This is a genomic window from Streptomyces sp. NPDC127100, assembly GCF_042724095.1.
Taxonomy (GTDB): Bacteria; Actinomycetota; Actinomycetes; order Streptomycetales; family Streptomycetaceae; genus Streptomyces.
Window position 1 is genome coordinate 1 of record NZ_JBHXFL010000012.1, and the last position, 24,835, is coordinate 24,835.

General features: G+C 71.8%; 29 protein-coding genes. 19 read left to right on the forward strand and 10 right to left on the reverse strand.

Annotated features, from left to right (window positions below; translation table 11 throughout):
* Nucleotides 1-38: 38 nt before the first annotated feature.
* The 4 genes from ACFWJB_RS14350 to ACFWJB_RS14365 form a co-directional block, all read right to left on the reverse strand.
* On the reverse strand, nt 39-299 hold the full coding sequence (locus ACFWJB_RS14350; RefSeq protein WP_385473409.1) for a GlsB/YeaQ/YmgE family stress response membrane protein: 261 nt from the start codon (nt 297-299) through the stop codon (nt 39-41).
* 107 nt (nt 300-406) lie between these two features.
* Nucleotides 407-1,405: a MerR family transcriptional regulator gene (locus ACFWJB_RS14355; protein ID WP_386922415.1), complete on the reverse strand. Its 999-nt coding sequence runs from the start codon at nt 1,403-1,405 to the stop codon at nt 407-409.
* Nucleotides 1,406-1,408: 3 nt separating this feature from the next.
* Nucleotides 1,409-2,080: a HEAT repeat domain-containing protein gene (locus tag ACFWJB_RS14360; protein WP_386922626.1), complete on the reverse strand. Its 672-nt coding sequence runs from the start codon at nt 2,078-2,080 to the stop codon at nt 1,409-1,411.
* Nucleotides 2,081-2,173: 93 nt separating this feature from the next.
* Nucleotides 2,174-3,208 (reverse strand): saccharopine dehydrogenase NADP-binding domain-containing protein, encoded by a 1,035-nt coding sequence (locus ACFWJB_RS14365; RefSeq protein ID WP_386922417.1) that lies wholly within the window; start codon nt 3,206-3,208, stop codon nt 2,174-2,176.
* Between the two features lie 110 nt (nt 3,209-3,318).
* Here ACFWJB_RS14365 and ACFWJB_RS14370 point away from each other — a divergent pair, with 110 nt between their 5' ends.
* Complete coding sequence (locus ACFWJB_RS14370; RefSeq protein WP_386922419.1) at nt 3,319-4,281, forward strand: helix-turn-helix domain-containing protein; 963 nt, start codon at nt 3,319-3,321, stop codon at nt 4,279-4,281.
* 216 nt (nt 4,282-4,497) lie between these two features.
* Here ACFWJB_RS14370 and ACFWJB_RS14375 read toward each other — a convergent pair whose 3' ends face one another.
* Nucleotides 4,498-5,490, reverse strand: coding sequence for a hypothetical protein (locus ACFWJB_RS14375; protein WP_386922421.1), 993 nt, complete (start codon nt 5,488-5,490; stop codon nt 4,498-4,500).
* Between the two features lie 319 nt (nt 5,491-5,809).
* On the opposite strand from ACFWJB_RS14375, the gene ACFWJB_RS14380 reads away from it, so the two are divergent.
* Nucleotides 5,810-6,547 (forward strand): flavodoxin family protein, encoded by a 738-nt coding sequence (locus tag ACFWJB_RS14380; protein WP_386922423.1) that lies wholly within the window; start codon nt 5,810-5,812, stop codon nt 6,545-6,547.
* Nucleotides 6,548-6,576: 29 nt separating this feature from the next.
* On the opposite strand, the gene ACFWJB_RS14385 is transcribed toward ACFWJB_RS14380, so the two are convergent.
* The gene (locus ACFWJB_RS14385) at nt 6,577-7,587 is read right to left on the reverse strand and encodes a helix-turn-helix transcriptional regulator (protein ID WP_386922425.1); all 1,011 of its coding nucleotides are present in this window, start codon (nt 7,585-7,587) and stop codon (nt 6,577-6,579) included.
* A gap of 93 nt (nt 7,588-7,680) precedes the next feature.
* Between ACFWJB_RS14385 and ACFWJB_RS14390 the strand changes: the two genes are divergently transcribed.
* Nucleotides 7,681-8,079 (forward strand): VOC family protein, encoded by a 399-nt coding sequence (locus ACFWJB_RS14390; RefSeq protein WP_385465224.1) that lies wholly within the window; start codon nt 7,681-7,683, stop codon nt 8,077-8,079.
* An 86-nt stretch (nt 8,080-8,165) separates the two neighbouring features.
* Here ACFWJB_RS14390 and ACFWJB_RS14395 read toward each other — a convergent pair whose 3' ends face one another.
* Nucleotides 8,166-8,603: a DUF2267 domain-containing protein gene (locus ACFWJB_RS14395; protein ID WP_385465226.1), complete on the reverse strand. Its 438-nt coding sequence runs from the start codon at nt 8,601-8,603 to the stop codon at nt 8,166-8,168.
* Nucleotides 8,604-8,778: 175 nt separating this feature from the next.
* Entirely contained in the window at nt 8,779-9,210 is a 432-nt protein-coding gene (locus tag ACFWJB_RS14400) for an Hsp20/alpha crystallin family protein (protein WP_386922427.1), read from the reverse strand.
* A 126-nt stretch (nt 9,211-9,336) separates the two neighbouring features.
* On the opposite strand from ACFWJB_RS14400, the gene ACFWJB_RS14405 reads away from it, so the two are divergent.
* The gene (locus ACFWJB_RS14405) at nt 9,337-9,969 is read left to right on the forward strand and encodes a type III effector protein (RefSeq protein WP_385465232.1); all 633 of its coding nucleotides are present in this window, start codon (nt 9,337-9,339) and stop codon (nt 9,967-9,969) included.
* Nucleotides 9,970-10,055: 86 nt separating this feature from the next.
* Here the strand turns inward: ACFWJB_RS14405 and ACFWJB_RS14410 are convergent, their stop codons facing one another.
* Nucleotides 10,056-10,580 carry an AAA family ATPase gene (locus ACFWJB_RS14410; protein ID WP_386922429.1) on the reverse strand — a complete coding sequence of 175 codons (525 nt, stop codon included), beginning with the start codon at nt 10,578-10,580 and terminating at the stop codon, nt 10,056-10,058.
* 246 nt (nt 10,581-10,826) lie between these two features.
* On the opposite strand from ACFWJB_RS14410, the gene ACFWJB_RS14415 reads away from it, so the two are divergent.
* The 13 genes from ACFWJB_RS14415 (at nt 10,827) to ACFWJB_RS14475 (ending at nt 23,214) form a co-directional block, all read left to right on the forward strand.
* Nucleotides 10,827-10,997, forward strand: coding sequence for a hydrophobic protein (locus ACFWJB_RS14415; protein WP_161163313.1), 171 nt, complete (start codon nt 10,827-10,829; stop codon nt 10,995-10,997).
* Nucleotides 10,998-11,458: 461 nt separating this feature from the next.
* Nucleotides 11,459-13,360: an NAD-binding lipoprotein gene (locus ACFWJB_RS14420; protein ID WP_386922431.1), complete on the forward strand. Its 1,902-nt coding sequence runs from the start codon at nt 11,459-11,461 to the stop codon at nt 13,358-13,360.
* A 106-nt stretch (nt 13,361-13,466) separates the two neighbouring features.
* Nucleotides 13,467-14,633 (forward strand): PP2C family protein-serine/threonine phosphatase, encoded by a 1,167-nt coding sequence (locus ACFWJB_RS14425; RefSeq protein ID WP_385465235.1) that lies wholly within the window; start codon nt 13,467-13,469, stop codon nt 14,631-14,633.
* A 37-nt stretch (nt 14,634-14,670) separates the two neighbouring features.
* On the forward strand, nt 14,671-14,802 hold the full coding sequence (locus ACFWJB_RS14430; RefSeq protein ID WP_386922434.1) for a hypothetical protein: 132 nt from the start codon (nt 14,671-14,673) through the stop codon (nt 14,800-14,802).
* A gap of 70 nt (nt 14,803-14,872) precedes the next feature.
* Nucleotides 14,873-15,673, forward strand: a complete 801-nt coding sequence (locus tag ACFWJB_RS14435) for an alpha/beta fold hydrolase (protein ID WP_386922436.1) — start codon at nt 14,873-14,875, stop codon at nt 15,671-15,673.
* A gap of 2 nt (nt 15,674-15,675) precedes the next feature.
* Complete coding sequence (locus ACFWJB_RS14440) at nt 15,676-16,968, forward strand: PP2C family protein-serine/threonine phosphatase (protein WP_386922628.1); 1,293 nt, start codon at nt 15,676-15,678, stop codon at nt 16,966-16,968.
* Nucleotides 16,965-17,294: an STAS domain-containing protein gene (locus ACFWJB_RS14445; protein WP_386922438.1), complete on the forward strand. Its 330-nt coding sequence runs from the start codon at nt 16,965-16,967 to the stop codon at nt 17,292-17,294. Before ACFWJB_RS14440 ends, ACFWJB_RS14445 begins: the two co-directional genes overlap by 4 nt.
* Before the next feature lie 235 nt (nt 17,295-17,529).
* Nucleotides 17,530-18,258: a DUF1684 domain-containing protein gene (locus tag ACFWJB_RS14450; protein ID WP_386922440.1), complete on the forward strand. Its 729-nt coding sequence runs from the start codon at nt 17,530-17,532 to the stop codon at nt 18,256-18,258.
* Between the two features lie 46 nt (nt 18,259-18,304).
* Nucleotides 18,305-19,822: an ABC transporter substrate-binding protein gene (locus tag ACFWJB_RS14455; RefSeq protein ID WP_386922442.1), complete on the forward strand. Its 1,518-nt coding sequence runs from the start codon at nt 18,305-18,307 to the stop codon at nt 19,820-19,822.
* Nucleotides 19,822-20,787 (forward strand): ABC transporter permease, encoded by a 966-nt coding sequence (locus ACFWJB_RS14460; protein ID WP_386922444.1) that lies wholly within the window; start codon nt 19,822-19,824, stop codon nt 20,785-20,787. The genes ACFWJB_RS14455 and ACFWJB_RS14460 overlap by 1 nt, the downstream gene beginning before the upstream one ends.
* Nucleotides 20,784-21,656 (forward strand): ABC transporter permease, encoded by an 873-nt coding sequence (locus tag ACFWJB_RS14465; RefSeq protein WP_385465252.1) that lies wholly within the window; start codon nt 20,784-20,786, stop codon nt 21,654-21,656. Before ACFWJB_RS14460 ends, ACFWJB_RS14465 begins: the two co-directional genes overlap by 4 nt.
* Nucleotides 21,653-22,453 (forward strand): ATP-binding cassette domain-containing protein, encoded by an 801-nt coding sequence (locus ACFWJB_RS14470; RefSeq protein WP_386922446.1) that lies wholly within the window; start codon nt 21,653-21,655, stop codon nt 22,451-22,453. The genes ACFWJB_RS14465 and ACFWJB_RS14470 overlap by 4 nt, the downstream gene beginning before the upstream one ends.
* A complete protein-coding gene (locus ACFWJB_RS14475) occupies nt 22,450-23,214 on the forward strand; it encodes an ABC transporter ATP-binding protein (RefSeq protein ID WP_385465258.1) in 765 nt (254 codons plus the stop codon). Before ACFWJB_RS14470 ends, ACFWJB_RS14475 begins: the two co-directional genes overlap by 4 nt.
* A 167-nt stretch (nt 23,215-23,381) precedes the next feature.
* On the opposite strand, the gene ACFWJB_RS14480 is transcribed toward ACFWJB_RS14475, so the two are convergent.
* Nucleotides 23,382-23,741: a helix-turn-helix transcriptional regulator gene (locus ACFWJB_RS14480; protein ID WP_385465261.1), complete on the reverse strand. Its 360-nt coding sequence runs from the start codon at nt 23,739-23,741 to the stop codon at nt 23,382-23,384.
* Nucleotides 23,742-23,845: 104 nt separating this feature from the next.
* Between ACFWJB_RS14480 and ACFWJB_RS14485 the strand changes: the two genes are divergently transcribed.
* Both ACFWJB_RS14485 and ACFWJB_RS14490 read left to right on the forward strand, forming a co-directional pair.
* Entirely contained in the window at nt 23,846-24,229 is a 384-nt protein-coding gene (locus tag ACFWJB_RS14485) for an STAS domain-containing protein (protein ID WP_386922449.1), read from the forward strand.
* A 145-nt stretch (nt 24,230-24,374) separates the two neighbouring features.
* Nucleotides 24,375-24,758 (forward strand): DUF6281 family protein, encoded by a 384-nt coding sequence (locus ACFWJB_RS14490; protein WP_385465266.1) that lies wholly within the window; start codon nt 24,375-24,377, stop codon nt 24,756-24,758.
* The last annotated feature ends 77 nt before the right edge of the window (nt 24,759-24,835 follow it).

Consider the following 24,835-nt stretch of genomic DNA (forward strand, 5'->3'; position numbering starts at 1 on the left):
CGGGTCAGTACCGGTGGGCACACCCCTTCACGCGTCCCTCAGGCGTGTCGTCGGGCCCAGTACGGGGTGACGACCGCGATGAGGAGAGCGGCGACGCCGATCTGCAGGACGTGGCGGATCCAGTCGATGCCGCCGGTGTCGCGTACGCCGAACGCGGTGGCGAGCGCGTTGCCGGCGACGGCCCCGACGATGCCGAGGACGGTCGTCAGCCACAGCGGGATGGGCTGGCGCCCCGGGAGCACCAGCTTGGCCAGCAGGCCGATGATGAGTCCCGCGATGATGGCCCAGAGGAACGACACGACTCTTCTCCTTGCGGTGCTGCGGAAGTTCAGGTTGTCCTTCGCGTGCCCCTGGGGGACGGTCATATGCCTGCTCGTCGACTCCGGGTGCTCGAGGAGGCGAACCGTCACCGCGTGTCGCGCAGTTGGCGGAGGTAGGTCGCGGTCAGGGCCACGGCACGGTCCGCGTCGCCCGACAACTCCACCAGGGCGCGTGCCGCCCGCGGTCCGGGGATGTCCGCCAGCGCCTGGGTCAGCCGCCCGCGCGCGGGCGCCGGCGTGGCGTCGTGGGCAAGACGGCCGACGAGCCCGGCCGCGATCACGTCCGCCGTCGTGGTGTCCCTCGCCAGCACACTCAGCGCGTCCGCCGCGTCGGTGTCGTTCCTTCCCTCCACGATCAGGTCGATGAGCGCCGGGACCGCGTCCGCCCCACCGCGCGTGCCGAGCGTCAGAGCGGCATGCCCGCGGACCACGGGGTCGGGGTGCGCGAGGGCCTCGCGCAGTCGTCCGGCGGCCTCGTCACCGGGCATCTCGGCGAGGGCCCGGACGGCACGTTCCCGTACCGCGGCCTCCGATGAGCCCAGGGCCCTGGCCAGCAGCGCCGGACCGCCCTCGCCCGAGCGTGCCAGCGCCCACCGAAGGGCTCCGGCGACATTCGGCTCCGTCTCGCGCAGTGCCGCCTCGACCAGGGCCTCCACCGGCACCCCGGCGGCCGAGGAGAGCGCCGCACGCTGTCGCGCGGCGGCGCTCTTCGACCCCAGCGCCTGGAGGAGCGCCACGACCTGGAGGACGTCCTCCCAGCCGGCGGGGTCCGCGGCGTGGATCCGGCACAGCCGCGTGAGCAACTCGGTTTCCGCCGCGACGCGTTCACGGGTCCGGCGGATGAGCTCGGTGACGAGCGCCGAGGGCATGGAGCCCGGGTCGTCCAGCGCGCGGCCGATCTCACGCAGCGACAGTCCCAGCGACCGCAGGCTCTCGATCTGGAAGATCCGCTGGATGTCCTCCCCGGAGTACTCCCGGTAACCGGAACCGGTCCGCCCCGAGGGACGGACCAGACCCAGCGACTCGTAGTGCCTGAGCATCCGGGCGCTGACCCCGGACCGTCGCGCCACCTCACCGATCAACACGTCCTATCCTCCCCCATGACCGGACCCGCCGAGCGCCACGATGCGCTTCGCCTCGTCGAGCAGGAACCCGAATCCGGCTTCCGGGTCGCGCAGCAGGCGCCGGGTGGCGAGCGCGTGCGCGCGCACGAGCGGGTCGGGGGCCGACTCCGCGGCGAGCAGGTCCGGCACGATCACCTCACCCAGCGCGACCAGCGCCCGGCTGAGGCTCCGCTGCGTCTCCCCTCCGCCTCGCCCGAGCTGCGTCACCAGCACGGTGGTCAGCGCCGGCTCCTCGCCGTCCGGTACCAGCACGACCGCGGCCCGCCAGGCGCTGCGCGCCACCTCGTCGTCGGCGTCGCGCAGAAGCGCCGGTGTGATCGCCGGCCACGCCTGCGCGTCTCCGATCTTGGACAGCGTGTGCAGGGCCTGGCTCCGGGCCTGCGCCCGTGCCGAGCCCAGTTCGCGGAGCAGCCGGGGAAGCGTCAAGGGCAGCGGGTGGCGGGTGAGCGCCCAGGTCAGCATGTCGCGGACGAAGAACTCGGGTTCGACCGCGCATCGCTCGACGAGCTCGTCGACGTGGCGCGGGTCGGGTGTCGTGCCCACCGCGAGAGCGGCCCGCAGCCGCACGGACGGGCGGCTGTCGGCCAATTCCTCGAGCGCTCGCGTCGTGTCCGTGCCCTGTCCCGTGACCGTCATCGAGACCACCTCCTCGGACAGCAGGGAAGACCCTGCCACCGTGTCAAGGTCAAACGGCGGCCGTGGCGTGGGCGCCGGCGGGTGGGGCAGTCCCTAGCGGTGCAGCTCCAGATCGATGTGCGGGGAGAGGGCGCGGAGGAAGTCGGGCGCGTCGAAGATCCGGCCGGCGGAGGCGACCCCGGTCGCCCTGGTGCGCCCGGTGAGGATGCGGTCGACCGCTTCCACGGCGAGCGGCGCGGTGACGGCGTAGATGTCCGTGCCCCGCGCGAGGGCCCGCCGCTCACGCCCGCCCGAGCGCACGACGGCGTCGACGAGGAAGGTCTGGGCGGACCGCCCGTTCGTGTCGGCCGGGGCGGGCGCCGGGGTGTCGGGGGCCGACAGGTCCCTGGCCGCCTCGACGGTCATGTAGGTGCGCACCTCGGGAATGGGCAGGTGGCTCGGCACCGTGACGACGTCGGCCATCGTGAACTCCCCGAGGACGGCCCGGGTGCCCATCGGGTCCGGGAAGGGCCAGTCCAGGGCCGGCAGCGCGTCCTCGTGGTACTGCAGACGCCCCTCGGTGTAGCGGACCCCCCGGCCGCCCCGCCGCTCCCGGGACACCGCGCCCGCGGCACGTGTCCCGGCGGTGGGGTGCCAACTGCTCAGCCCGTAGGCGATGTGCGCCTCGTCGGCCGACGTCCACTCGCCCATCGCGGCGGTGACGAGCAGGTCCCCGAGGCCGCCGTAGAAGGCCATGGCGGGCACGACGATCGTTCCCGCGGCGCGGGCGCGATCCCCGAACTCGGTGAACGTGTCGATGTTGGCCTCGATCTCGGCCGCCACGTCCACGTACGGAATGCCGGCGCGCAGTGCCGCCTCGACCACGGGTGCGGCCGTCGTGGCGAAGGGGCCCGCGCAGTTGAGCACGGCTGCCGCACCGGCCAGCGCGCCGTCGAGCGCGGCCGGGTCGTCGACCGGGGCGGGGCGGACGTCCCACTCGCCGCCGAGCTCCGCCGCGAGGGCCTTCAGCTTCCCGGCGTCGCGCCCCGAGAGCACCGCAACGAACCCGCGGTCCCGCAACCGAGCCACCACAAAACGGCCGGTGTGCCCGTACGCGCCGTACACCGTGACCATGCGCCCCGCAGTCATGAATGCTTCCTTCGCTCGAATGATCCGCTCGGTCTGCGTCGGGATCATCCTGTCGGGGGGACGCCCTCCACACGAGTGTCCGGAACGACATGATGCGTACAATTCCGGACGTGAACACAGTCGCACTGGCCGTCACCGACGGGATGCTGCACTTCGAACTGGCCCTGGCCCACGAGGTCTTCGGCTCCGCCCCGGCCGGCGTGCCGGGTCCCTGGTACGACGTCGTCGTCTGCGGGCCGGGCGCCGTGCGGGCCGGCCGGTTCGGGCTGGAACCCGACCACGGTCTCGACCGGCTCCGGCACGCCGACACCGTGATCGTCCCCGGCTGGGCCGACGTCGACGAGGACCCGCCCGCGGAACTGGTCGACGCGGTACGCGCGGCACACGAGGCGGGCGCACGCGTCGCCTCCCTCTGCACGGGCGCGTTCGTGCTGGCCGCCGCCGGCCTGCTGGACGGGCTTCGCGCGACCACGCACTGGGCACACACCGACGTCCTCGCCGCCCGCTACCCCCGCGTGACGGTGGATCCGGACGTCCTGTACGTGGACAACGGCAGCGTGCTCACCTCCGCCGGCAAGGCCGCCGCCATGGACCTGTGCCTGCACCTCGTCCGGCTCGACCACGGCTCGTCCGTCGCCAACACCGCCGCCCGCCGCCTCGTCGTGCCACCCCAACGGGACGGAGGACAGGCACAGTTCGTCACCACTCCGGTGCCCGCCCCGGACAACCACCCCCTCGCGGAACTGTTCCCGTGGGTCCTCGAACGGCTCGACCGGCCGCTGACCGTGGAGGACCTCGCACGCCGGGCGGGCATGAGCTCGCGCCATCTGGGCCGTCACTTCAGGGCCGCCACCGGCACCACCCCGTTGCAGTGGCTGCTGACCCAGCGGATCCGCCACGCGCAGGTACTGCTGGAGACCACCGACGACAGTGTCGACTCCGTCGCGGAGGCCACCGGCATGGGTACCGCCACGACACTGCGCCGCCACTTCAACCGCACGGTCGGCGTTCCCCCGGACACCTACCGCCGCACCTTCCGTTCCCGGGCCCTCTCCGCTCCCGAGGGCGGCTAGCGGCACCGGCCCGCGTGCACCGCCGGGCGCCTAGGGCCTGTCGTTTGGATCATGCCGGTGTCGCGGGGTGTGGCACGCACATCTGCCGCGTTGTCGTCGGTTGCCAGGGCTCCGCCCTGGCGCCCTCCTCCGCCTTGCAGCTGCACGCACCACACCCCGCTCGGGCCGGCCGGGGCACGCCGTCCGTCACAGCCGGCCTGATCCAAACGACAGACCCTAGCGGGCCTCCGACACGTTCCACGCCACGGCTCCGACGTCCGGCTCCGCGGCGGAGATCTCGTACGTCACCTCTCCCCGTGGCCGCTTGACGGCCACCAGCTCGCCGCCCGTGTTGCAGGGCAGCCGCCGTGTGGTGGTCCTCCCGTCCACGGTGAGGCCGACCGTGACGGCCTTGCCCCGGCCGGAGCAGGCGACGGCCAGGAAGTAGTCGGTGCCGCTGTCGAGGGCGGAGACGCGGCGGCTGATCCGGCCGGGAAGGTCACCGGCGCCTTCGTCGACGGGCCGGTCCGCCTTCCGGTCCAGGTTCAGGTCCGAGGGCAGGCGGCTCAGGGCCGTCCGCCGGTAGACGTTCCGTGGTGAGGTGCCCTCCAGCAGCCGCTGGACGTCGCGCAGGGTCCGGAGGCCGGGGGCCTCACCGGCGGCGAACTCGGCGACCGCGTCCTCGGGCAGACCCCGGACGGCCCTGCGGTAGGCGTCGGGGACGACGGCGCGGCCCTCGAACTCGCCCAGGCCGAACGTCTCGTCGTCGTAGGGAAGCGCCGCGTCGTCACCGATCAGCTCCGCCCCGTTCGCGGTGCCGACGAGCCCCACGACGTAGGTGTGGCCGGGCTCGAGCCGCGGAGCTCCCTCACGTGCGGCCTTCTCCTTGCCGCCCCAGAGGGTGGTGTACCAGCCGTGCGCCCGCAGAGTGACCTCCTCGGGCAGGCGCGGTGCCCCGGGCCTGGACCAGATGACCTGGGCGACGGTCGCGGTGACCGTGCGCGGGATGTAGTCGCCGTCCTTCGGGTCGGCCTCGGCCGTCGACTCCCGCGTGATCCGGACGACGGCGGCGTGGTCTCCGTGGGCGACCCACTCCTCTGCGGCGGCCGAACCGCGGAACGGGTCGTACGAGGCGCGGGGGAGCACGCGTCGGCCGTCGCCGGCTGCGATGGCCACCGCGCTGCCGGCGGCCACCAGCACGGCCACACCGACGACGATCCCGATCCTCATCCGCCTTCTCGACGCCACGGTGCTCCTGTCCGATGCCTGGGGTCCGGTTGGACTTCGATGTAGGACGACCCGGCCAGCCGTTCGGTTGCGCCGGCCGGCGCTTTGCCGGCCGGAGCCGTCATGCCTCGTCGTACGGTGCGATGACGAGGTCACCGCACCGGCTGCCGGGAGATCCCGCTCGACGACGCCGGTCGGCCGTCGGAGTGATTGCCGGGCGCTCGCTGTGCCGTGGCCGCCGTCGAGCGCGCCGGGCCCGCACGATGAGGAGCCTGCGCCACCTCGAAGGGCACGGTGGCACGACGCCAGGAGAAGCGGAACCGTGGACACCAGCCCAGTCACCGCCGACGCGCCCCCCGCCGACTACGACGACCTGCGCGCTCTCGTCTTCAACTGCACGCTGAAGCGGTCACCGGAGCGCAGCAACACCCAGGGGCTCATCGACCGCAGCGTGCGCATCATGGAACGACAGGGCGTACAGGTCGAGACCGTACGGGCGGTCGACCACGACATCGCGACCGGGGTCTGGCCGGACATGACCGAACACGGCTGGCGGAGCGATGCCTGGCCGATGCTGTACGAGAAGGTCATGGCCGCGGACGTCCTCGTCCTGGCCGGTCCGATCTGGCTGGGCGACAACAGCTCGGTGATGAAGCAGGTGATCGAGCGCCTGTACGCGTGCTCCAGCCTGCTCAACGACGCGGGACAGTACGCCTACTACGGCCGCGTCGGCGGCTGTCTGATCACCGGGAACGAGGACGGCGTCAAGCACTGCGCGATGAACGTCCTCTACAGCCTCCAGCACCTCGGCTACTCCATTCCGCCGCAGGCCGACGCGGGCTGGATCGGCGAGGCCGGCCCCGGCCCCTCCTACCTCGACGCCGGTTCCGGGGGTCCGGACAACGACTTCACCAACCGCAACGTCACCTTCATGACCTGGAACCTGCTCCACCTGGCCCGGCTCCTCAAAGACGCCGGAGGCATCCCCGCCTACGGCAACCAGCGCACCGCCTGGGACGCCGGCTGCCGTCACGACTACGAGAACCCCGAACACCGCTGACCGCCGGTACCACCGGCGACTGCGCCGTCTCACGGCAGGGGTTTGCGTGGTGAGGCCCGGCGAGCACGGGACGCGAGGCGATCGGCGAGCGCGGTGACGAGGTCGCGCAGCTCGTCGGGGCGCTCGATGACGAACGGCCGGTCCAGCGAGGCGAGTACGGGAGGCAACCAGTCGAGCCGCTCCGCCCGCAGCTCGACGCGCAGCCAGCGCTCGGCCGCCCGGTCCTGGCCTGCCGTGGGCTCGTGCTCCTCCAGGCTCGCGATGCCGGCGGGCAGGTGGGCGCGGACCTGCTCGACCGTCCCGTGGATCCGCAAGGTCACCTCGTGCCGGTACTCGGCCGTGGCGAACGCCGACAGCACGCGCTGGGCCGGACCGGGGCCCACGGGCGCTTCGAACGTGCCGGGCAGGGCCCGCGCGTCCGCGATGCGGTCGAGCCGGAAGGTGCGGTCCTCGCCGATCCCGGCGTCCTTGCCCGTGACGTACCACCGGCCCGTGTGCGCGACGATCCCGTACGCGTGCAGCGTGCGTTCGCTGCGCCGCCCGTCGCGGTCGGTGTAGCGGATCGAGACCGGCCGGCGGTGGCGCACCGCGTCGGCGATGGCGAGCAGGACGCCGGAGTCCGGGGCGTCGGACGCTCCGGGCTGTTCCGTGAAGGCGAGGGATTCCAGGAGTGTGTCGAGCCGGCGGGCGATGTTCCTGGGCAGCACTCGCCGGATCTTCGCCGATGCCGTCTCGTTCGCCGTGCGCTGCGCCGGTGTCAGCCCGGTGCGGCGGCCGGCGACCAGGCCGAGCAGCACGGCCAGCGCCTCGTCGTCGGTGAGCATGAGCGGAGGCAGGCGGTACCCGGGAGCGAGCCGGTATCCGCCGTAGCGGCCGCGCACCGATTCCACGGGCGCGTCCAGGTCGATCAGCTGGTCCACGTACCGTCGCACGGTGCGCCCTTCGACGCCGAGCCGGCCGGCGAGTTCCGCCACCGTCCTGGTGCCGCCCGACTGCAGCAGCTCCAGCAGTGTCAGCACGCGGGCGGTGGGTGGGGGCATGTGCACAACCTAGCCCGAATACAGGACCGGTTCTGTCCACTATCTCTCCTAGCCTGCGCAGTGCACGCCATCGGCACAGCCAAGGAGATCCCCATGGAGTTCGTCTCGATCCGCATCATCACCGGCGACGTAGCGCGCCTCGTCGACTTCTACGAGCGGGCCACGGGGACGCGAGCGGCGTGGGCCACCGAGGAATTCGCCGAACTCAGGACCGCGGGCGCCACCCTCGCGATCGCCGGCACCGGTACCGTCCCGGTGTTCGCCCCGGGCGCTGCCCGCCCGGCGGACAACCACAGCGTGATCATCGAGTTCCTCGTCGACGACGTGGACCGCGTTCACCGGAACCTGACCGGATTCGTCACCGACTTCGTCAACGGGCCCACCACGATGCCCTGGGGCAACCGGTCGCTGCTGTTCCGTGATCCCGACGGCAACCTCGTCAACTTCTTCACCCCCGTCACCCCGGCGGCCGTCGAGAAGTTCGCACGCTGACGCCACGCACAGCGGCTCACGCGGGAGCCCTGGCGGCCCAGGGCTCCCGAGAAACGCGGTCGCCGAGTACGGGAGCAGGTCGCCGTCTACGCGGCCGGGGCGAGCTCGGCGCGGCCGAACAGCAGGGCGTAGCCGTTGGGGAGCTGGTGGAGGATGCGGGTGGTCAGGTCGGGACCGGCGTAGGCGGCGACGGCGGAGAAGACGGAGCCGGTGTCCCAGCGGGTGGTGGCCAGGGAGGCGCCGGTGCGGGCGGCGAGGTCCTTGACGAAGGCCCAGCCGGTCAGCGGTCGGGTGTCGGGGATCTGCGCCGTCAGCACGCATGCCGCTTCCAGGGGCAGACGGCCGGCCAGGTCGACGCGTTCGTCGCCGGTCAGCTGGCGCCCCAGTCCGCCGAGAACCAGGCGGACGGCTTCGTCGGCCCTCTCGCGGGTGGGGTAGGCGCCGTCGTAGCGGACCTTCTCCAGCATCTGCTCGTACGCCGTCCCGTACGGCTGCCGGGGCGATGCGTGCCGGTCGGAGATCACTGGGGTGGTTGCCTTTCTTGCTTGGGCCGGTGTTCGGGCACCGGCGCGGGACGGGCGGGTGGGCACGGCGGCCGAAGAGCACGGCGCTGACGCCGCGACGGTAGGTCACCGGGGTGCGGAGAGCGGATCTGAGGGGGAGATCGGGTGCCCGCCCTCCGCACTCGTCCGGCCGGTGTCAGCCGGAGATCTCCTTGCGGCCGGATCCGACGCCGATGGAGATCTTGCGGGGCTTGGCGCGCTCGGCGATCGGGATGCGCAGCGTGAGGACGCCCGCGTCGTAGTCGGCCTGGATGCGCTCGGTGTCGAGGGTGTCGGCGAGCACGATCTGGCGGGAGAAGACACCCAGCGGCCGCTCGGACAGCTCCACCTGCACGTCGTCGGCCTTCGCCGCCGGCCGTCGCTCGGCCTTGACGGTCAGCATGTTCCGCTCGACGTCGATGTCGATCGCGTCCGCGGGGACGCCCGGAAGGTCGAAGGCCACCACGTACTCGTCGCCCTCGCGGTAGGCGTCCATCGGCATCGCCGACGGCCGGGACCAGGTGCTGGGGCCCATCAGCTGCTGCGCCAGCCGGTCCATTTCACGGAAGGGGTCAGTGCGCATCAACATCGTAAGAACACCTCCAGCAGGTTCGGGCAGTTGCTGCCAATGCGCTCACTGACACCGTTGTAACATGTCATCCAACGGATGACAAACCCAGCGTCGTCCAAGTGACGACATACCGAGGAGGTGCCCGTGACCGCAGCCGACCAACCGTCCGCGACCAGCACGAACGCCCACAGTCCGGCGTCGTTCCTCGCCGCCGCGGCGGCCCTCGACGCCATAGACGGCGCCCTGCGCGACGCCCAGCGAGAGTCTCCTGACGCGCCCGAGGAGCCCGGCCCCGGGCCGGAGCGTGCGCTGGCTTCCCTGTTGCTGCTGCGGCAGGTGCGCGAGCGGCTCGCCGGGTGGGAGACCGGCCTGATCGAAACGGCCCGGGACGCGGGAGCCAGCTGGGCGGACCTCGCCCACCCGCTCGGCGTCGCCAGCCGCCAGGCCGCCGAGCGCCGCTATCTGCGCGGCCGGCCCGGCCCGGCCGGGACCACCGGCGAGCAACGCGTGACGGCCACCCGTCAGGCCCGGGCCGCCGAACGCTCCACCGCCACCTGGGCCCGCACCAACGCCGCCGACCTGCGCCGCCTCGCCGGCCAGATCACTGCCCTCGCCGACCTTCCCCCGGCCGCCCGCCGCCCGCTGGGCGAGCTCCACGCGGCCCTCGCCCACGACGACCCCGCCGACCTCATCGCCCCCCTGGCCGCTGCCCGCCCCCATCTGGCCGCCGCCCACCCCGACCTGGCCGCCCGGCTCGACACCCTCACACCCCCCTGAACCACCCGTCGTCCCGGGGCCCGGCGCGTCGGACCGCACGCAGTGCCGGCCGGCCCCGCCGACAGGGCGGGCCGCTTGTCGGGCCCTCAGTTCTTGAGGGCCCCGGCGATCCGCTGGGCGGCCTGGTCGGGCGTGAGGTGCGTGGTGTCGACGACCTCGGCCTGTGTGCGCAGCCATCCACGGGCGGCCTCGGCGTAGGGCTCGAGGTGGGCAAGCCGGAAGGGGGAGTCGGGGCCGAGGACCGTGTCGCCCGCGATGCGCTTGCGCAGGGTGTCCTGGTCGGCATGGAGGACGAAGTGCCGCACCGGAATCCCGTACCGCGCGAGACCGGCGCCGATCTCGCGCCAGTACTGCTCGACCAGGACGGTCATGGGGATCACGAGAGTGCCGCCGGTGAAGTCGAGGACGTGACGGGCGGTCTCGACCACCAGGGGCCGCCATGGCGGCCAGTGCTGGAAGTTGTCCGTCTCCGGCAGGCCCGGCGTGATGTCCATGAGCGTCTCGCCGACCTTCTCGGCGTCGAACACCCGTGAATCCGGGATCAGTTGCTGCAAGAGCGCACTGGTCGTCGTCTTGCCTGCGCCATGGGTTCCGTTGAGCCATACGATCACGGGCCCACGGTAGCGGTGTGTGAGGCGCAGATGGCCGCAGCCGGGGGAGCGGAGCGGCGTCAGCCGCCCTCATCGCCCCCGGAACCCGACCGGGGCCTGGGCGCCTGCCGCCCCGACGACTCGTCGCACACGGGCGGGGAAGACGCGCGATGTGAGCGTATGCCCCCGGTTCCGTGAAAAGAACGCGGCGATTGGGTGTTTGTAAGGGCGGGATAAGAGCACACGACGGCCAGGAGGTTGATGACAATGGTTCCCCTGCTTCTGGTTCTTCTTCTGGCCCTGGTCCTCTTCGGTGCGGGTTTCGCGCTCAAGGCCCTGTGGTGGGTCGCGGTGATCGTGCTGGTGGTGTGGCTGCTCGGCTTCGTCGTCCGCCCGGCGGCCGGCGGCGGCCGCAAGGGCCGCTGGTACCGATGGTGATGCCCGCGGCGGACTGAGCGCGGCAGGTCGCGCCGCCGCCAACGGCGGCGTTCGAAGGGTGGGTTCCGGCCGACGAGGTCCGGGCCCACCCTTCTGCGTGCGCCCTCCGCCCTGTTTGGCCCCCCGGTCGGGGGTCCGCGATCAAAACGGACTCGGCTGACCGTATCCGGCGTAACGGGTGCAACGAGGGGTACTGGACGTCACGTCGGCCCCGCGGGCGCAGCAGTGGGAACCCTGCACCTCCTCGCCCGCGGGACCGACGCCCCGAGCGCCCCGAGGCGACGACCGTGGCGCGGCTGCTCCCGATCGTGTGAACGTGCCCCGAACCGCGCCTGGTCAGGCGGCGGACCCCCCACACTGCCGTTGTGCCGTCCAGGGTCGTGCAGTGCCGGGGGCACGGGGGACAGGCGCCGCGTCACCGGGGTGCCCGGACCTCTCCACGGGGTGGCGAAGGGGGACAGGTGGCGCAGCGGCGCACTCCGCTCGGCGACAGGGCGCGTTACTGGTTCGACTCCACGCTGAGCCGTGGCGCATCCGCTCTCGTCGGCTGGCTGGTGTTCCTGTGCCTGACGTTCGTCGTCCCGGCCAGCGCCGTCATGGTGTGGACGGATCCGAACGCGCCGAAGCCCCTCGGGGCCCGGCTCGTCGCGGTCTGGCGCCTCACCGGTGAGACACTGCGGCTCGGCGGAGCGACCGGCACCCCGGTGCGGGTTCTGCTGTCGGTCCTGCTGGCACTGGTCGCCCTGCTCTACGTCTCCACTCTCGTCGGCCTGATCACCACGGCGTTCACCGAGCGACTGACCGACCTGCGACGAGGTCGTTCCACCGTCCTGGAAGAAGGCCACGCCGTGGTCCTGGGCTGGTCCGAGCAGGTCTTCACCGTGGTGGGCGAACTCGTGGCCGCGAACGCCAACCAGCGGCGCGGGGCGGTGGTCGTGCTGGCCGACCGGGACAAGACCGCCATGGAGGAGGAACTCCTCTCACGTCTGGGGCCGTTCGGCACCACCCGGCTGATCTGCCGCAGCGGCCCGACCACCGATCCGGCGGTCCTCGCGCTGACCAATCCCGCCGCGGCCGGTTCGATCGTGGTCCTGCCCCACGACGAGCCGGACGCGGACGCGGAGGTGGTCAGGACCCTGCTCGCCCTCGGAGCGGCCTTCCCGCGGGGCGGTACGGCCGGCCCCGTCGTGGTCGCCGCCGTGCGCCACGACCGGTTCCGGCAAGCCGCCTCCCTGGCCGCGGGACCGAACGGCATCGTGCTGGAGGCCGACACCGTCACCGCCGGACTGATCGTCCAGGCCGCCCGCCGTCCCGGGCTCTCCCTCATCCACCGCGAACTCCTCGACTTCGCCGGCGACGAGTTCTACCTGACCACCGAACCCGCGTGGGTGGGGCGCCCGTTCGGCGACACGCTCCTGGCGTACACGACGTCGAGCGTGGTCGGTCTGATGCGGGACGGCGTGCCGCTCCTCGGCCCGCCGGCGCACACGCCGATCGGTGCCCGGGACCGGCTCATCGTCATCAGCCGTGACGACGACACCGCTTCGCCGAAGGACTGCTCGGAGGCGGTCGAGAAACAGGCGATGGCGTCCGGACGGACGGCGGTCACGGGCCCGGAGCGCGTGCTCCTGCTGGGCTGGAACCGGCGGGCACCGCTCATGGTCGACCACTTCCGGCGCCGCGTCCGCTCCGGCTCCGTCGTCGACGTCGTCGCGGACGGTGCCGAGGCTCCCGTCCGGCAGGCGCTCGACACCGGTGACGGTTGGGACGCCCGGCTCGCCGTGCGACTGCACCGGGGAGACGTGATGTGTCTCGAAACCCTGCGACGTCTGGACATCGCCTCGTACGACAGCGTGATCGTGCTCGGCCGTGACCCCACTCCGGGACAGCCCCCGGAAGAACCCGACAACCGGACACTCGCCACCCTCCTGCTGCTGCGCCACGTGGAGGAGGAGACGGGCCGTGAACTGCCGGTCGTCACCGAGCTGATCGACGACCGCAACCGGGCACTGGCCCCCATCAACCCCGGTGCCGACGTCATCATCAGCGGAAAGCTCATCGGCCTGCTGATGGCGCAGATCTCACAGAACCGGCACCTCGCGGCGGTCTTCGAGGAGCTGTTCGCCGGGGAAGGCCCCGCGATCCACCTGAGGCCCGCCACGGACTACGTCCTGCCCCACCACGAGACGTCCTTCGCCACCCTCGTGGCCGCCGCACGTGAACGCGGCGAATGCGCCATCGGCTACCGCGACCACCGGGACGTGTCCCGCGGCCCCGCGTACGGTCTGCGGATCAATCCACCCAAGACCGAGCGGCGCCGATGGGCCACCGGCGACGAGGTCGTCGTCATCGGCCGGGACTGACCGCGGCAGGTCAGGCTCCGCCGGCCGGCGCCGCCTCGTCCGGTGCAGGCCGGGTGACTTCGCAGGATTGCGGGGAATAAGTGACGGCACTTGACAGGAGGTTGCCGTGGACGGTGGGGACGTGGAACTGGGACAGCTGCTGGCCGCTGCGGAAGCGGCGCCACCCGGAAGGTCCGTCGACGTGGTCGCACGGGACCTGCAGAAGCGCTTCGGGGCCGAGCGCGTGTCCTTCCTCTTCGTCGACCTCATCGGGCAACGGCTGGTGAGGCTGCCCGCCGTCGTGGACGGCGACCTAGCGGCCCAGACCGCGCCGACGGACCTGGAAGGCAGCGTCTACGACACCGTCCTGAGGAGCCAGCGCCCGCACGTGGAACCGGACGGCCGGGGCGGACAGCGCGTCATCACCCCGGTCAGCAACCGCGGCGACTGCATCGGCGTGCTGGAGGTGACCCTGCAGCACGCCGACGACAGCGTCATCAGACAGGTGGGCGAGGCCGCGCACGCGCTGGCCTACATCATCGTCACGGACCGCCGCTTCACCGACGTGTACCACGTCGGCCAGCGCACCACCGCGACCAGCATGGCCGCCGAGATCCAGCACCGGTTGCTGCCCTCCGCCCCCTGCTGCGAGGCCGACCAGTTCACCCTGGCGGCGGGGCTGGTCCCGGCCGACGACATCGGCGGCGACACGTACGACTACAGCCTCGACAGCGACAGCCTGCACCTGTCCATCACGGACGCCATGGGCCACGACACCGACTCGGCCCTGCTGGCCACCCTGCTGGTCGCCGCACTGCGCCGGTCCCGCCGCAGTGGCTGCGACGCCCTCCAGCAGGCCGAGCAGGCCCACGAGGCCCTGCTGGCCTACGGACGCGGTCTGGCCACCGGGCAGCTGCTGTGCATCGGCCTGGAAACCGGCGTCGCGGAACTCGTCAACGCCGGGCATCCCTGGCCCCTGCGGGTCCGCGGCGACACCGTGGAGGAAGTCAAACTCGCCGTGAACCTTCCGTTCGGCGTGCTCTCCCCGATTCCCTTCCGGTTGCAGGAGCTGCACCTGCGTCCGGGAGACCGGCTGGTCCTGCTCACCGACGGCATGCAGGACCGCGGTGCTGCCGCCGTCGCCCTGCCCGCGCTCGTCCGTGACACCCGCGCCCTGCACCCCAGGGAGACCGTCCGTGTCCTCACGGCCGCCGTACGTGACGCCTGTCACGGCGAGCTTCAGGACGACGCTACTGTCATGGTCCTGGACTGGCACGGAGGCCCGTCCCGCTGATCCGTCGGCGACCGGACTCGCACCTGTGAGCGTGATCATGGAGAACGGAAGCCGGGGCAGAACAGCGACATGGGCGAAGCTGCTCGCCGTGGTCGTCCTCCTCGTCCTCGTGCCCCTGGTGATTTATCTCATGGTTTCCTTCCAGGGTTCGGGCGCAGTCCCGTGGTGAGTGCGGTCTCCGTTCAGAGGGTGCCGCGGCCTGGCGCCGGGCGATGAGCGGCGTTTGAGAGGGTGGTGTCATGGACATCGAGCGCAGGAACCACGTCACGGTCACCGGCAATCCGCTGGGGCGCACGGTAGTGCTGGCCCACGGGTTCGGTTGCGATCAGAACATGTGGCGCCTGACGGTGCCCGCGCTGGCGGAGAACTACCGCGTGGTGCTGTTCGACTACGTGGGTGCCGGCCGCTCGGACCTGGCCGCGTTCACGGAGGACCGGTACGCCTCTCTGGAGGGCTACGCCCGGGACGCGGTGGAGGTCTGCGAGGCCCTCGACCTGCGCGACGCGGTCTTCGTGGGGCACTCGGTGAGCGCGATGGTCGGAGTACTGGCCGCCGCGATGGCTCCGGAGCGGATCGGAGCGCTGGTGATGGTGGCCCCGTCCCCGCGGTACATCGACGACGACAGCTACCGAGGCGGCTTCAGCGCCGAGGACATCGACGAGCTGCTGACGTCCCTGGAGTCGAATTATCTGGGCTGGTCGGCGGCGATGGCACCGGTGATCATGGGCAACCCGGAGCGGCCCGAGCTCGGCGAGGAGCTGAAGAACAGCTTCTGCGCCACCGACCCGGACATGGCGCGGGTCTTCGCGCGGACCACGTTCCTGTCGGACACGCGGGACGAGCTGAAGGGCGTGGCCGTGCCGACGCTGGTGCTCGAGTGCACCCAGGACGCCATCGCCCCGCGGGAGGTCGGCGCCTACGTCCACCAGGCGATCCCCGGCTCGCAGCTGGTCACGCTCGAGGCCGTCGGGCACTGCCCGCACCTGTCCGCGCCGGAGGCCACCAACGAGGCGATCACCGACTTCCTGGCGCGACTGTGATGATGTGCCGCACGGGGCAGCAACCCGACCCGCACGAACCGGACAACGAGAAGGCGTCGGACGCGGTATTCGCCGCACTCCTCGAGGACAGCGCCGAGGAACTCTACGAGAGCGCGCCGTGCGGTTACCTGTCCACGCTGATGGACGGCACCATCGCCAAGATCAACACCACGCTGCTGAACTGGCTCGGCATGGAGCGGGACGCGGTGGTCGGCCGTATCCGGTTCACCGATCTGCTGACCGTGGGCGGCAAGCTCTACCACGAGACACACTTCGCGCCCCTGCTGCGGATGCAGGGCGAGATCAACGGCATCGCCCTGGAGATCAAACAGGCGGATGGCGGCCGGATACCGGTGCTGATCTCCTCCGTGGTCAAGCGCGGCAGCACCGGCGAGCCCCTGCTGATCCGCACCACCGTCTTCGACGCCCGGGACCGCCGTGCCTACGAGGACGAGCTCCTGCGCGCCCGGAAGGCGGCGGAGGAGGCGCGCAGGCAGGCGGAGGCCGACCGGGCACGGTTGCAGGACGCCCTGGCCGTGCTCCAGCAGTCGCTGCTCCCCGCCACCCTGACCGCCGTGCCGGGCATGGAGGCGGCCGTGCACTACCGCGCCGCGTCCCCCGACCGGCTCGGCGGCGACTTCTACGACCTCTTCCCCATCGACGGCGGCCGCTTCGCCTTCTTCCTGGGCGATGTGTGCGGCAAGGGCCCGGAGGCGGCCGCGGTCACCTCGCTGACCCGCTACACCCTGCGCGCCGCGGCCCTGCACGACCCTGAACCCGTCTCCGCCCTGACGACCCTCAACAGGGTGCTCCACGAGCGCTACACGAGCGGTGACCCGCGCTACTGCACCGTCATCTACGGCATCCTCGAGCCCGACCCCGCCACGGGGCAGGTCACCGTCCGCATCGCCTCGGGCGGGCACCCGCCGGCCCTCCTGCTGCGTGCGGACGGCAAGGCCGACTACCTGCCCACCCCCGGTGGTCTCCTCGTCGGCGTGCTGCCCAACGCCACCTTCGTCACCGCCGCGACCGTCCTCGCCCGCGGTGACACCCTTCTGCTGTACACCGACGGCCTCACCGAGGCCCGCACCGGTGAGGACCGCGCCGACCTGTTCGGCGACGAGGCCCTGCTCGGCTTCGCCGCCGGCCACGCCGGCGAGTCCCCGCAGGCCGTGGTCCAGGCCGTGACCGGCCTCCTGGACGGCTTCGGAGACGGCCTCGACGACGACACCGCCCTGCTCGCGCTCGGCGTCCCCGCCTCCGCCTCCGTCCCTTGGACGGAGGCCTCCGCATGAGCCCGTTGAACATCACGATGCGAGACGCCCGCACCGGGCCCGTTCTGGGAATCGTCGGAGACCTCGACTTCGACACCGCCGGCCAGCTGCGCGGACTGCTCGCCGGGCTCGACCTCCGGCCGGGCCAGCGCATCGTCCTGGATCTGGGCGGCATGACGTTCTGCGACTCCAGCGGCATCACCGCCCTGATCGTCGTCCGCAACCACGCCCAGGCCGCCCAGGCCGACGTGGCGCTCGCCTCCGTCCCCGACCACACCCTGCGCGTACTGCGCATCGTCGGCCTCGACCAGGTCTTCGCCCTGCTGCCGGACAGCGCGTCCGCCTAGCACCAGGCCCCTCGCCGGCGGCGCCGGCCCCGGCGTCGAGCAGTACGGCGGGCGCCGGCCTGCCCTGCTCGCGTCCGCCGCGGGGCCGTGCCGCCCTACCCTGTCCACCAGCGGTCTCACCAGGTGAAACGTCCGTTTGACATTAGATAGGCTTATGAAAGATAAAGAAGTTGCTTTGGCCATGTATTGACTCTCCGTCGTAGACCGGCCGTCCTCCTAGCCGAATGAGCATGCCGTGCACCAGCCCGCCCCCGCAGTGCCCCCAGTCGATCCCGAGGAACGCTGGAAGGACTGGTGCGCCGGGCGCCGCGCGGCCCTCACCGCCCCCACGGGCAACCTCGCCCTCGTCGAGACCCGCTGGCTGCCGGCGGGGGAGCGCCCCGACGCGGACGCGGCCCGGGCGGGCAGCCCGGACACGGTCACCGTCACCACCCTCAGCCGCACCGACATGGTCACCGGCGAGCCCGAGCACGGCCTGCGCTTCTGGGACGCCGCGGCACCGGCCCTGACCGCCTTCGACCGTGTGGACGTCTTCGCCTACGACCCCGCCTGGGTCCTCGAAGCCGTCTACACCCCGGTCCCCGGCGCCCGCCGCGTCGCCTTCGAGCACATCCGGGACAACGGCGGCACCCGCGAACTCGTCGTCCCCGGCGACATCGCCCTCACCGTGGACGGCCGTGACTACACCCTGAGCGCCTTCGACGACGACGGCACCCTGCTCCTCGTCTTCGGCGACCCCACCAACGGCGACAGCACCTACGGCGCCGGACGCTTCCTCTTCGTGGAGCGCACCGACGACGAACAGCGCGTGATCCTCGACTTCAACCGGGCCTTCGTACCGCCCTGCGGGTTCTCGGACCAGTACAACTGTCCGATGCCGCCGCGGCAGAACCGCTTCCACCTGCCCGTAGCGGCCGGCGAGAAGCTCCCCGTCTTCCGCGACGGCTTCACCGGCCGGCACTGACCGGCCTCCTTCCGCCCGCACCACCGCACGAAAGCGCCCTTACGCCATGAGCCCCAAGAAGACGTCCCTGTACGCCGTCACCGCCGCCGCGACCCTGTCCCTGGCCCTCACCGCCTGCGGCGGATCCAACGGGTCCGCCTCCGCCGGCGGCACCTGGGACAGGGACGCCACGGTCAACATCGGTTCGCTCTACGAACCGCAGAACCTCGACAACACCGCCGGCGGCGGCCAGGGCGTCACCGAGGCCCTCAACGGCAACGTCTACGAAGGGCTGTTCCGGCTCACCGACGACGGCGACGTGGAGAAGCTCCTCGCCTCCGACTACAAGGTCGGCGACGACGGCCTGACGTACACCTTCACCCTCCGCGACGGCGTGAAGTTCCACAGCGGCAAGGACCTCACCAGCGCCGACGTCAAGTACAGCCTGGAGAAGGTCCTCGCCGACGACTCGCAGTCCGCCCGCAAGAGCAACCTCGAAGTCGTCAAGGACATCGCCACGCCCGACGCGAAGACCGTGAAGGTCACGCTGTCGCAGAAGTCGATCTCCTTCGTCTACAACCTGTCCTACGTCTGGATCATCAACTCCGAGGCGAAGAACCTCAAGACCACCGAGGACGGCACCGGCCCCTACACGCTCGCCAAGTGGACCCGCGGTTCGGCCCTCGGCCTCAAGCGGTCCGCGGGCTACTGGGGCGACGCCGCCGCCAACAAGGAAGTGGTCTTCCACTACTACAAGGACGCCACGGCCCTGAACAACGCGCTGCTGACCAACGCCGTCGACGTGGTCACCAGCGAGCAGTCGCCCGACGCCCTGGAGCAGTTCAAGAACAACCAGAACTACAAGGTCAACGACGGCGACTCCACCACCAAGCTGCTGCTCGCGTTCAACGACAGGGCCAAGCCCTTCGACAACGTCAAGGTCCGGCAGGCCGTCTCCGCCGCCATCGACGACAAGAAGCTCCTCCAGTCCGTCTGGGGCGACTACGGCCAGCCCATCGGGTCGATGGTCCCGCCCACCGACCCGTGGTACGAGGACCTCACCGACGTCAACGCCCACGACGTGGACAAGGCCAGGAAGCTGCTCGCCGAGGCCGGTTACGAGGACGGCTTCACCTTCACCCTCGACACGCCCAACTACGACCCGCACCCGACGGCCGCGACGTTCATCAAGTCCGAACTCGCCAAGGTCGGCATCACCGTCGAGATCAACACGATCACGCCCGACGAGTGGTACACGAAGGTCTACAAGAACCACGACTTCACGGCGACGCTCCAGGAGCACGTCAACGACCGCGACCTCGTCTGGTACGGCAACCCCGACTTCTACTGGGGCTACGACAACAAGCAGGTCACCGCGTGGGTCGAGCAGGCCGAGAAGGCCTCCACCACCGCTGAGCAGACCGAGCTGCTGAAGAAGGTCAACCGCAGGACCGCCGAGGACGCGGCCAGCGACTGGCTGTACCTGTACCCGCAGATGGTGGTGGCCAACAGCAAGCTCTCCGGCTACCCGCTCAACGGCCTGAACTCCCAGTTCTACGCCTACGACATCCAGAAGAAGGGCTGATGGGCCGCTACCTGCTGCGCCGGCTCGCCTTCCTGGTCGTGTCGCTGGTCCTGGCGAGCGTGGTGCTGTTCGTGCTGCTGCGCATGCTGCCCGGGGACCCGGCCAACGCCCTGACGTCGGTCGGCGCCAGCCCCGAGCAGATCGCCGCGGCCCGTCGCTCCATCGGCTCCGACCGCCCGCTGCCCGAGCAGTTCACCCACTGGATCGGGCAGCTGGCGAGCGGCGACCTCGGCACCTCCTTCGTCAGCTCGCTGCCCGTCGGCCCCGAGGTCACCGCCCGCCTGAACGTCACCCTGCCGCTCACCCTGGCCGCGTTCGTCCTCGCGGTCCTCGTCGCCGTCCCCGCCGGGTTCGTCGCCGCGTACAAGCGCCGCACCTGGTACGGCGCCCTGCTCAGCGGCGTCTCCCAGCTCGGCATCGCCGTCCCCGTGTTCTGGCTCGGCATGATCCTCATCGCCGTGTTCGCGCTGAACGCGGGCTGGCTGCCCTCCGGCGGCTTCCCGCAGGACGGCTGGGCGGCACCCGCCGACGCGATCCGCTCCCTGGTCCTGCCGGTCGTCACCATCGCCCTGGTGATGAGCGCCTCCCTCATCCGGTACGTCCGCTCCGCCACCCTGGACGTACTCGGCAGCGACTACCTGCGCACCGCCCGCGCCCTCGGCGAGAGCTTCGGCACCGCCATGCGCAGGCACGGCCTGCGCAACGCCTCGGTCCCGGTCATCTCCATCCTCGGCATCGAACTCGCCTCCACCCTGCTGGGCGCCGTCGTCGTGGAGTCCGTGTACGCGCTGCCCGGCCTGGGATCGCTGCTCGCCACCGGCGTCACCCAGCACGACTACCCGGTGATCCAGGGCGTGCTGTTCGTGTCCACCCTCGCGGTGCTGCTCATCGGCTTCCTCGCCGACCTCGTCCAGAGGATCGTCGACCCGCGGTTGCGCGGCCGGCTCTCCGGAGGCGCCCGATGACCACCACGGACCTCCTGGCCCGCCCGGCCGAACCGGCCACGGGCCGGCGCCCCCGCCGGCGTTCCGTCACCCTCGTCGTGGGCTGCGTCCTGACCGGCCTGGTCGCGCTGCTCGCCCTCGTGTCGTTCCTGTGGCTGCCCTACAGCCCCGACGACACCTCCGGCGGACGCCTCGCCGGACCGGGGGAGGGGCACCTGCTGGGCACCGACAAGCTGGGCCGGGACCTGTTCACCCAGCTCATGACCGGCGCCCGCATCGCCTTCGGCGCGGGGCTCGGCTCCGTCACCGTCGCCGCGCTCATCGGCGTCACCCTCGGCGTGCTCGCGGCCTTCGCCCAGGGCTGGCTCGACGACACGCTCTCCGCGTTCCTCGACATCCTCATCGCCTTCCCGACGCTGCTGCTGGCGATGCTCGTCGTCGCCGCCCGCTCGGCCACCCTCGGCTCGGCGGTCCTCGCCATCGGCCTGGCGCAGAGCGCGGTCGTGGCCCGTCTCGTCCGCATCCTGGTCAAGCGGGTCCTCACCCAGGACTACATCACCGCCGCCCGGACCTCCGGCACCTCCTGGCCCCGCACCGTCGCCGGCCACGTCCTGCCGAACATCTGGCCCACCCTGGTGGTCAACCTGGCCCTCCAGTTCGGTCTCGCCGTCCTCGCCGAGGCCGGCCTCTCCTACCTGGGACTGGGCGCCCCGCCGCCCAACGCCTCCTGGGGGCGCCTGCTCCAGGAGGCCCAGGCCACCTTCACCACCGCCCCGGCCGGCGCCCTCGCCCCCGGCATCCTCCTCGTGCTCCTCGTGATCGGCGTCAACCTGATCGCCGACGGGCTGCGCGACGTCCTCGACCCGGCCGGCCGCGGGAGGCGGACATGACCCTCCTCGACGTCCAGGGACTGACCGTCCGCACCGCCGACGGACGGCCCCTCGTCACCGACCTGTCCTTCACCGTCGCGGGCGGCGAACGCCTCGGCCTGATCGGAGAATCGGGCTCCGGCAAGTCCCTGACCACCCTCGCGGTGCTGGGCCTGCTCCCCGAGGGCATGACCGCCACCGGCAGCGTCGTCCTCGCCGGCACGCAGATCCTCGGCGCCCGCGAGAAGGAACTGACCGCCGTCCGCGGCCGGGACGCCGCCGTCGTCTTCCAGGAGCCGCTGACCGCCCTCGACCCCCTGATGCGGGTCGGCCGGCAGATCGCCGGCCCCCTGGGCAGGCGCACCGGCCTGAAGGGCGGCAGGCTGCGCGCCGCCACCCTCGACGCCCTCGCGCAGGTGCGGCTCCCCGAGCCCGAGCGCATCGCCCGTGCCTTCCCGCACGAGATCTCCGGCGGCCAGCGTCAGCGCGTCGCCCTCGCCGCCGCCCTCGCGTGCGAGCCGGCGCTGCTCATCGCCGACGAACCGACCACCGCCCTCGACGTGTCGGTCCAGGCGGAGATGCTCGGCCTGATCGACGCCCTCGTGCGGGAACGGGAGATGGCCGTGCTGTTCGTCAGCCACGACCTCGCCGTCGTCGCCAAGGTCACCGACCGGGTCCTGGTCATGAAGGACGGCCGGGCCGTCGAGGAGGGCGCGGTGCGCGACATCGTGGGCGCCCCCGGCCAGGAGTACACCCGGAACCTGGTCGCCAGCGCCCGCGCGCTGGAGTCCGCCCTGAACCTGAGGAGCGCGCCGTGACCCCCGTGCTGGAGCTCGCCGACGTGTCCGCACGCTACCGCGGGGCCCGCACCGACGTGGTCTCCGACGTGTCCCTCGCCGTGCGCCCCGGGGAGAGCCTCGCCCTCGTCGGCGAGTCCGGCGCGGGCAAGACCACGCTGCTGCGCCTGCTCCTCGGCCTCGCCCGCCCCACCGCCGGCACGGTCCGCTTCGACGGCGCGCCCCTCGCCCTGCGCGACAGGGAGCAGATGCGGCGCTTCCGGCGCAGCGTCCAGTGCGTCTTCCAGGACCCCTACTCCTCCCTCGACCCGCGCCGCCGGGTCGGCTCGATCGTCGCCGAACCGCTGCGATCGCTCGGCCTGGACACCCGGGCGGGCGCCGCGCCGAAGGTGGCCGCGGCCCTGGAGGCGGTGGGTCTGCCGGCCGACGCCGCCGAACGCTATCCGCACGAGTTCTCCGGCGGTCAGCGCCAGCGCATCGCCATCGCCCGCGCCACCGTGTGCCGGCCCCGTGTCCTGCTCGCCGACGAGCCCGTCAGCGCCCTCGACGTCACCACCCGTGTGAAGGTCGTCGACCTGCTGGACGAACTGAAGCGGGAGCGCGGCCTGACGCTGGTGATGGTCTCCCACGACCTGTCGGTCGTGGCGACCCTGTGCGAACGCACCGCCGTTCTGGAACGCGGCCGGGTCGTCGAACAGGGCGACACCGCCCGCGTTCTCGGCGAACCCGACCACCCCTACACCCGCCGCCTGATCGACAGCGTGCCCCGCCTGCCCGCCTGAGAAGATCACAGGACTGAGATCGCCCCGGCTGGGTAGTCACGCGCAGGCAGGGAAGGGCCGCGATGCCTGGGGAGGTCTGAGCGGCCCTTCCCTTTCCGCTGCCGCGGTCGGTGCGGAGCGGCTGTGCCGGTCGACCGCGGGCCCGTGATCCGGGTCCGGTCCGCTCCCTACCGTGCCTCCCCGGCACCGGCCAGGCGGGGTGACAGGCTGCCGGGCCGCGCGTGGTCGGTCTCGTCCTGGACGAGCAGGGAGAGCAGCGCGGCGACCGACAGTCCCGCCTCCGCCGGGTGCCGCAGCACCTTGTCCGGCTCGATGCGGTAGGTGTTCGTACGGCCGTCGCGCGTGTGCGAGAGGTATCCGTCCTGCTCGAGGTCGGAGATGATCCGCTGGACGGCGCGCTCGGTGAGCCGGCAGTGGGCGGCGATGTCGCGGATCCGGACGTTCGGATTGTCGGCGATGGCCGCCAGTACACGCGCGTGGTTGGTGACGAACGTCCATCCGGTGTGAGATCCAGGCACTTCAACCATGCACAGCATTTTAGGGACCGTGTTTGCCGGACGCCTAATGCATGACATACTTTTCGCGCAACAGGTGACAGGATTTGGCGGGGGAGACGCAGGAGGGTCCCAAGGTGTCTGTGGACGAAGCGGTCGGAGGGCACTCGAACGACGGCGAGGAAAACCGGCTGCAGGTCCTGGACGAGGCCATGGTGGCGCAGTACGAATGGTGCGGCGCCTGGGTCGTCGGCGCACGAGGGGCGTACGACATGCACTCGATCACGCCCCTGGCGGACGCGCTGGACGCCGCGGCCAAGAAGCATCCGAGGGTGGTTCTGGACGCCTCCGGCATCACCTTCGCGGACTCGACCCTGCTGAATCTGCTGATACTCGCCCATCAGTCGACCGACTTCCGCGTGGCCGCGCCGACCCAGCAGTTGCGCCGGCTCCTCCAGCTGACCGGTATGGACACCGTCCTGAGCGTGCGGGCGACGCTCGAGGAGGCCGCGGCCTGCTGAGGCGCGGCAGGGCCCGGCAGGCGACCGAAGACGCCAGGTCCGGCAAGCTGCCCGGTGACTGCTCGAACGATTGCGGCATCCACTCCGTCCTCCTCATGTGGCCGGACACACCGGTCGGCTGAGCATTTCGCCGAGGAGGGGTTCGATGAACCGGACCGGGTGGTCCATGACGCTGGCGGCCGTAATGGTGTCGGCAGTCGCGTGCACGGAGGGCAGCCGCGTCGACGGTGACGCGTCGGCATCCTGCGCCTTCCGGATCCTGTACCAGGACCGGGCCTACCGGGACGTCGCGAACGTGGAGTTCACGGTCGGGCGGAGGCTCGGAGCCGCGACCGAGCCGGCCTGCGACGACACCGGTGGGGACCAGGCCGACGAGCCGGGGACGACGGTGACCGCGTACGAGGTCGACGGCGTTCCACCTCGCGTCGCCATCGCGGTCGGCGACACACCCGGTGAGGCCCGGTTCGTCGCCGTCTACTCCGGCACGGAGCTTCCGCCCGAGGTGGAGAAGCTGTCCGACGGCTCGTGAGCGGGGTGGGGGGGCCCCCCCCCCCCGCGCCGGCCCCCCCCCCCCGGGGCGGGGCCCCCCGGCCAGGGTGACACGGG

Bases quoted from the DNA above. Each gene is read 5' to 3' on its own strand.
- ACFWJB_RS14360 (WP_386922626.1), bottom strand. From the start codon at position 2,080: ATGACGGTCACGGGACAGGGCACGGACACGACGCGAGCGCTCGAGGAA.
- ACFWJB_RS14365 (WP_386922417.1), bottom strand. From the start codon at position 3,208: ATGACTGCGGGGCGCATGGTCACGGTGTACGGCGCGTACGGGCACACC.
- ACFWJB_RS14375 (WP_386922421.1), bottom strand. From the start codon at position 5,490: ATGAGGATCGGGATCGTCGTCGGTGTGGCCGTGCTGGTGGCCGCCGGC.
- ACFWJB_RS14385 (WP_386922425.1), bottom strand. From the start codon at position 7,587: ATGCCCCCACCCACCGCCCGCGTGCTGACACTGCTGGAGCTGCTGCAG.
- ACFWJB_RS14390 (WP_385465224.1), top strand. From the start codon at position 7,681: ATGGAGTTCGTCTCGATCCGCATCATCACCGGCGACGTAGCGCGCCTC.
- ACFWJB_RS14400 (WP_386922427.1), bottom strand. From the start codon at position 9,210: ATGTTGATGCGCACTGACCCCTTCCGTGAAATGGACCGGCTGGCGCAG.
- ACFWJB_RS14415 (WP_161163313.1), top strand. From the start codon at position 10,827: ATGGTTCCCCTGCTTCTGGTTCTTCTTCTGGCCCTGGTCCTCTTCGGT.
- ACFWJB_RS14430 (WP_386922434.1), top strand. From the start codon at position 14,671: ATGGAGAACGGAAGCCGGGGCAGAACAGCGACATGGGCGAAGCTGCTC.
- ACFWJB_RS14435 (WP_386922436.1), top strand. From the start codon at position 14,873: ATGGACATCGAGCGCAGGAACCACGTCACGGTCACCGGCAATCCGCTG.
- ACFWJB_RS14440 (WP_386922628.1), top strand. From the start codon at position 15,676: ATGTGCCGCACGGGGCAGCAACCCGACCCGCACGAACCGGACAACGAG.
- ACFWJB_RS14445 (WP_386922438.1), top strand. From the start codon at position 16,965: ATGAGCCCGTTGAACATCACGATGCGAGACGCCCGCACCGGGCCCGTT.
- ACFWJB_RS14455 (WP_386922442.1), top strand. From the start codon at position 18,305: ATGAGCCCCAAGAAGACGTCCCTGTACGCCGTCACCGCCGCCGCGACC.
- ACFWJB_RS14460 (WP_386922444.1), top strand. From the start codon at position 19,822: ATGGGCCGCTACCTGCTGCGCCGGCTCGCCTTCCTGGTCGTGTCGCTG.
- ACFWJB_RS14465 (WP_385465252.1), top strand. From the start codon at position 20,784: ATGACCACCACGGACCTCCTGGCCCGCCCGGCCGAACCGGCCACGGGC.
- ACFWJB_RS14470 (WP_386922446.1), top strand. From the start codon at position 21,653: ATGACCCTCCTCGACGTCCAGGGACTGACCGTCCGCACCGCCGACGGA.
- ACFWJB_RS14480 (WP_385465261.1), bottom strand. From the start codon at position 23,741: ATGGTTGAAGTGCCTGGATCTCACACCGGATGGACGTTCGTCACCAAC.
- ACFWJB_RS14490 (WP_385465266.1), top strand. From the start codon at position 24,375: ATGAACCGGACCGGGTGGTCCATGACGCTGGCGGCCGTAATGGTGTCG.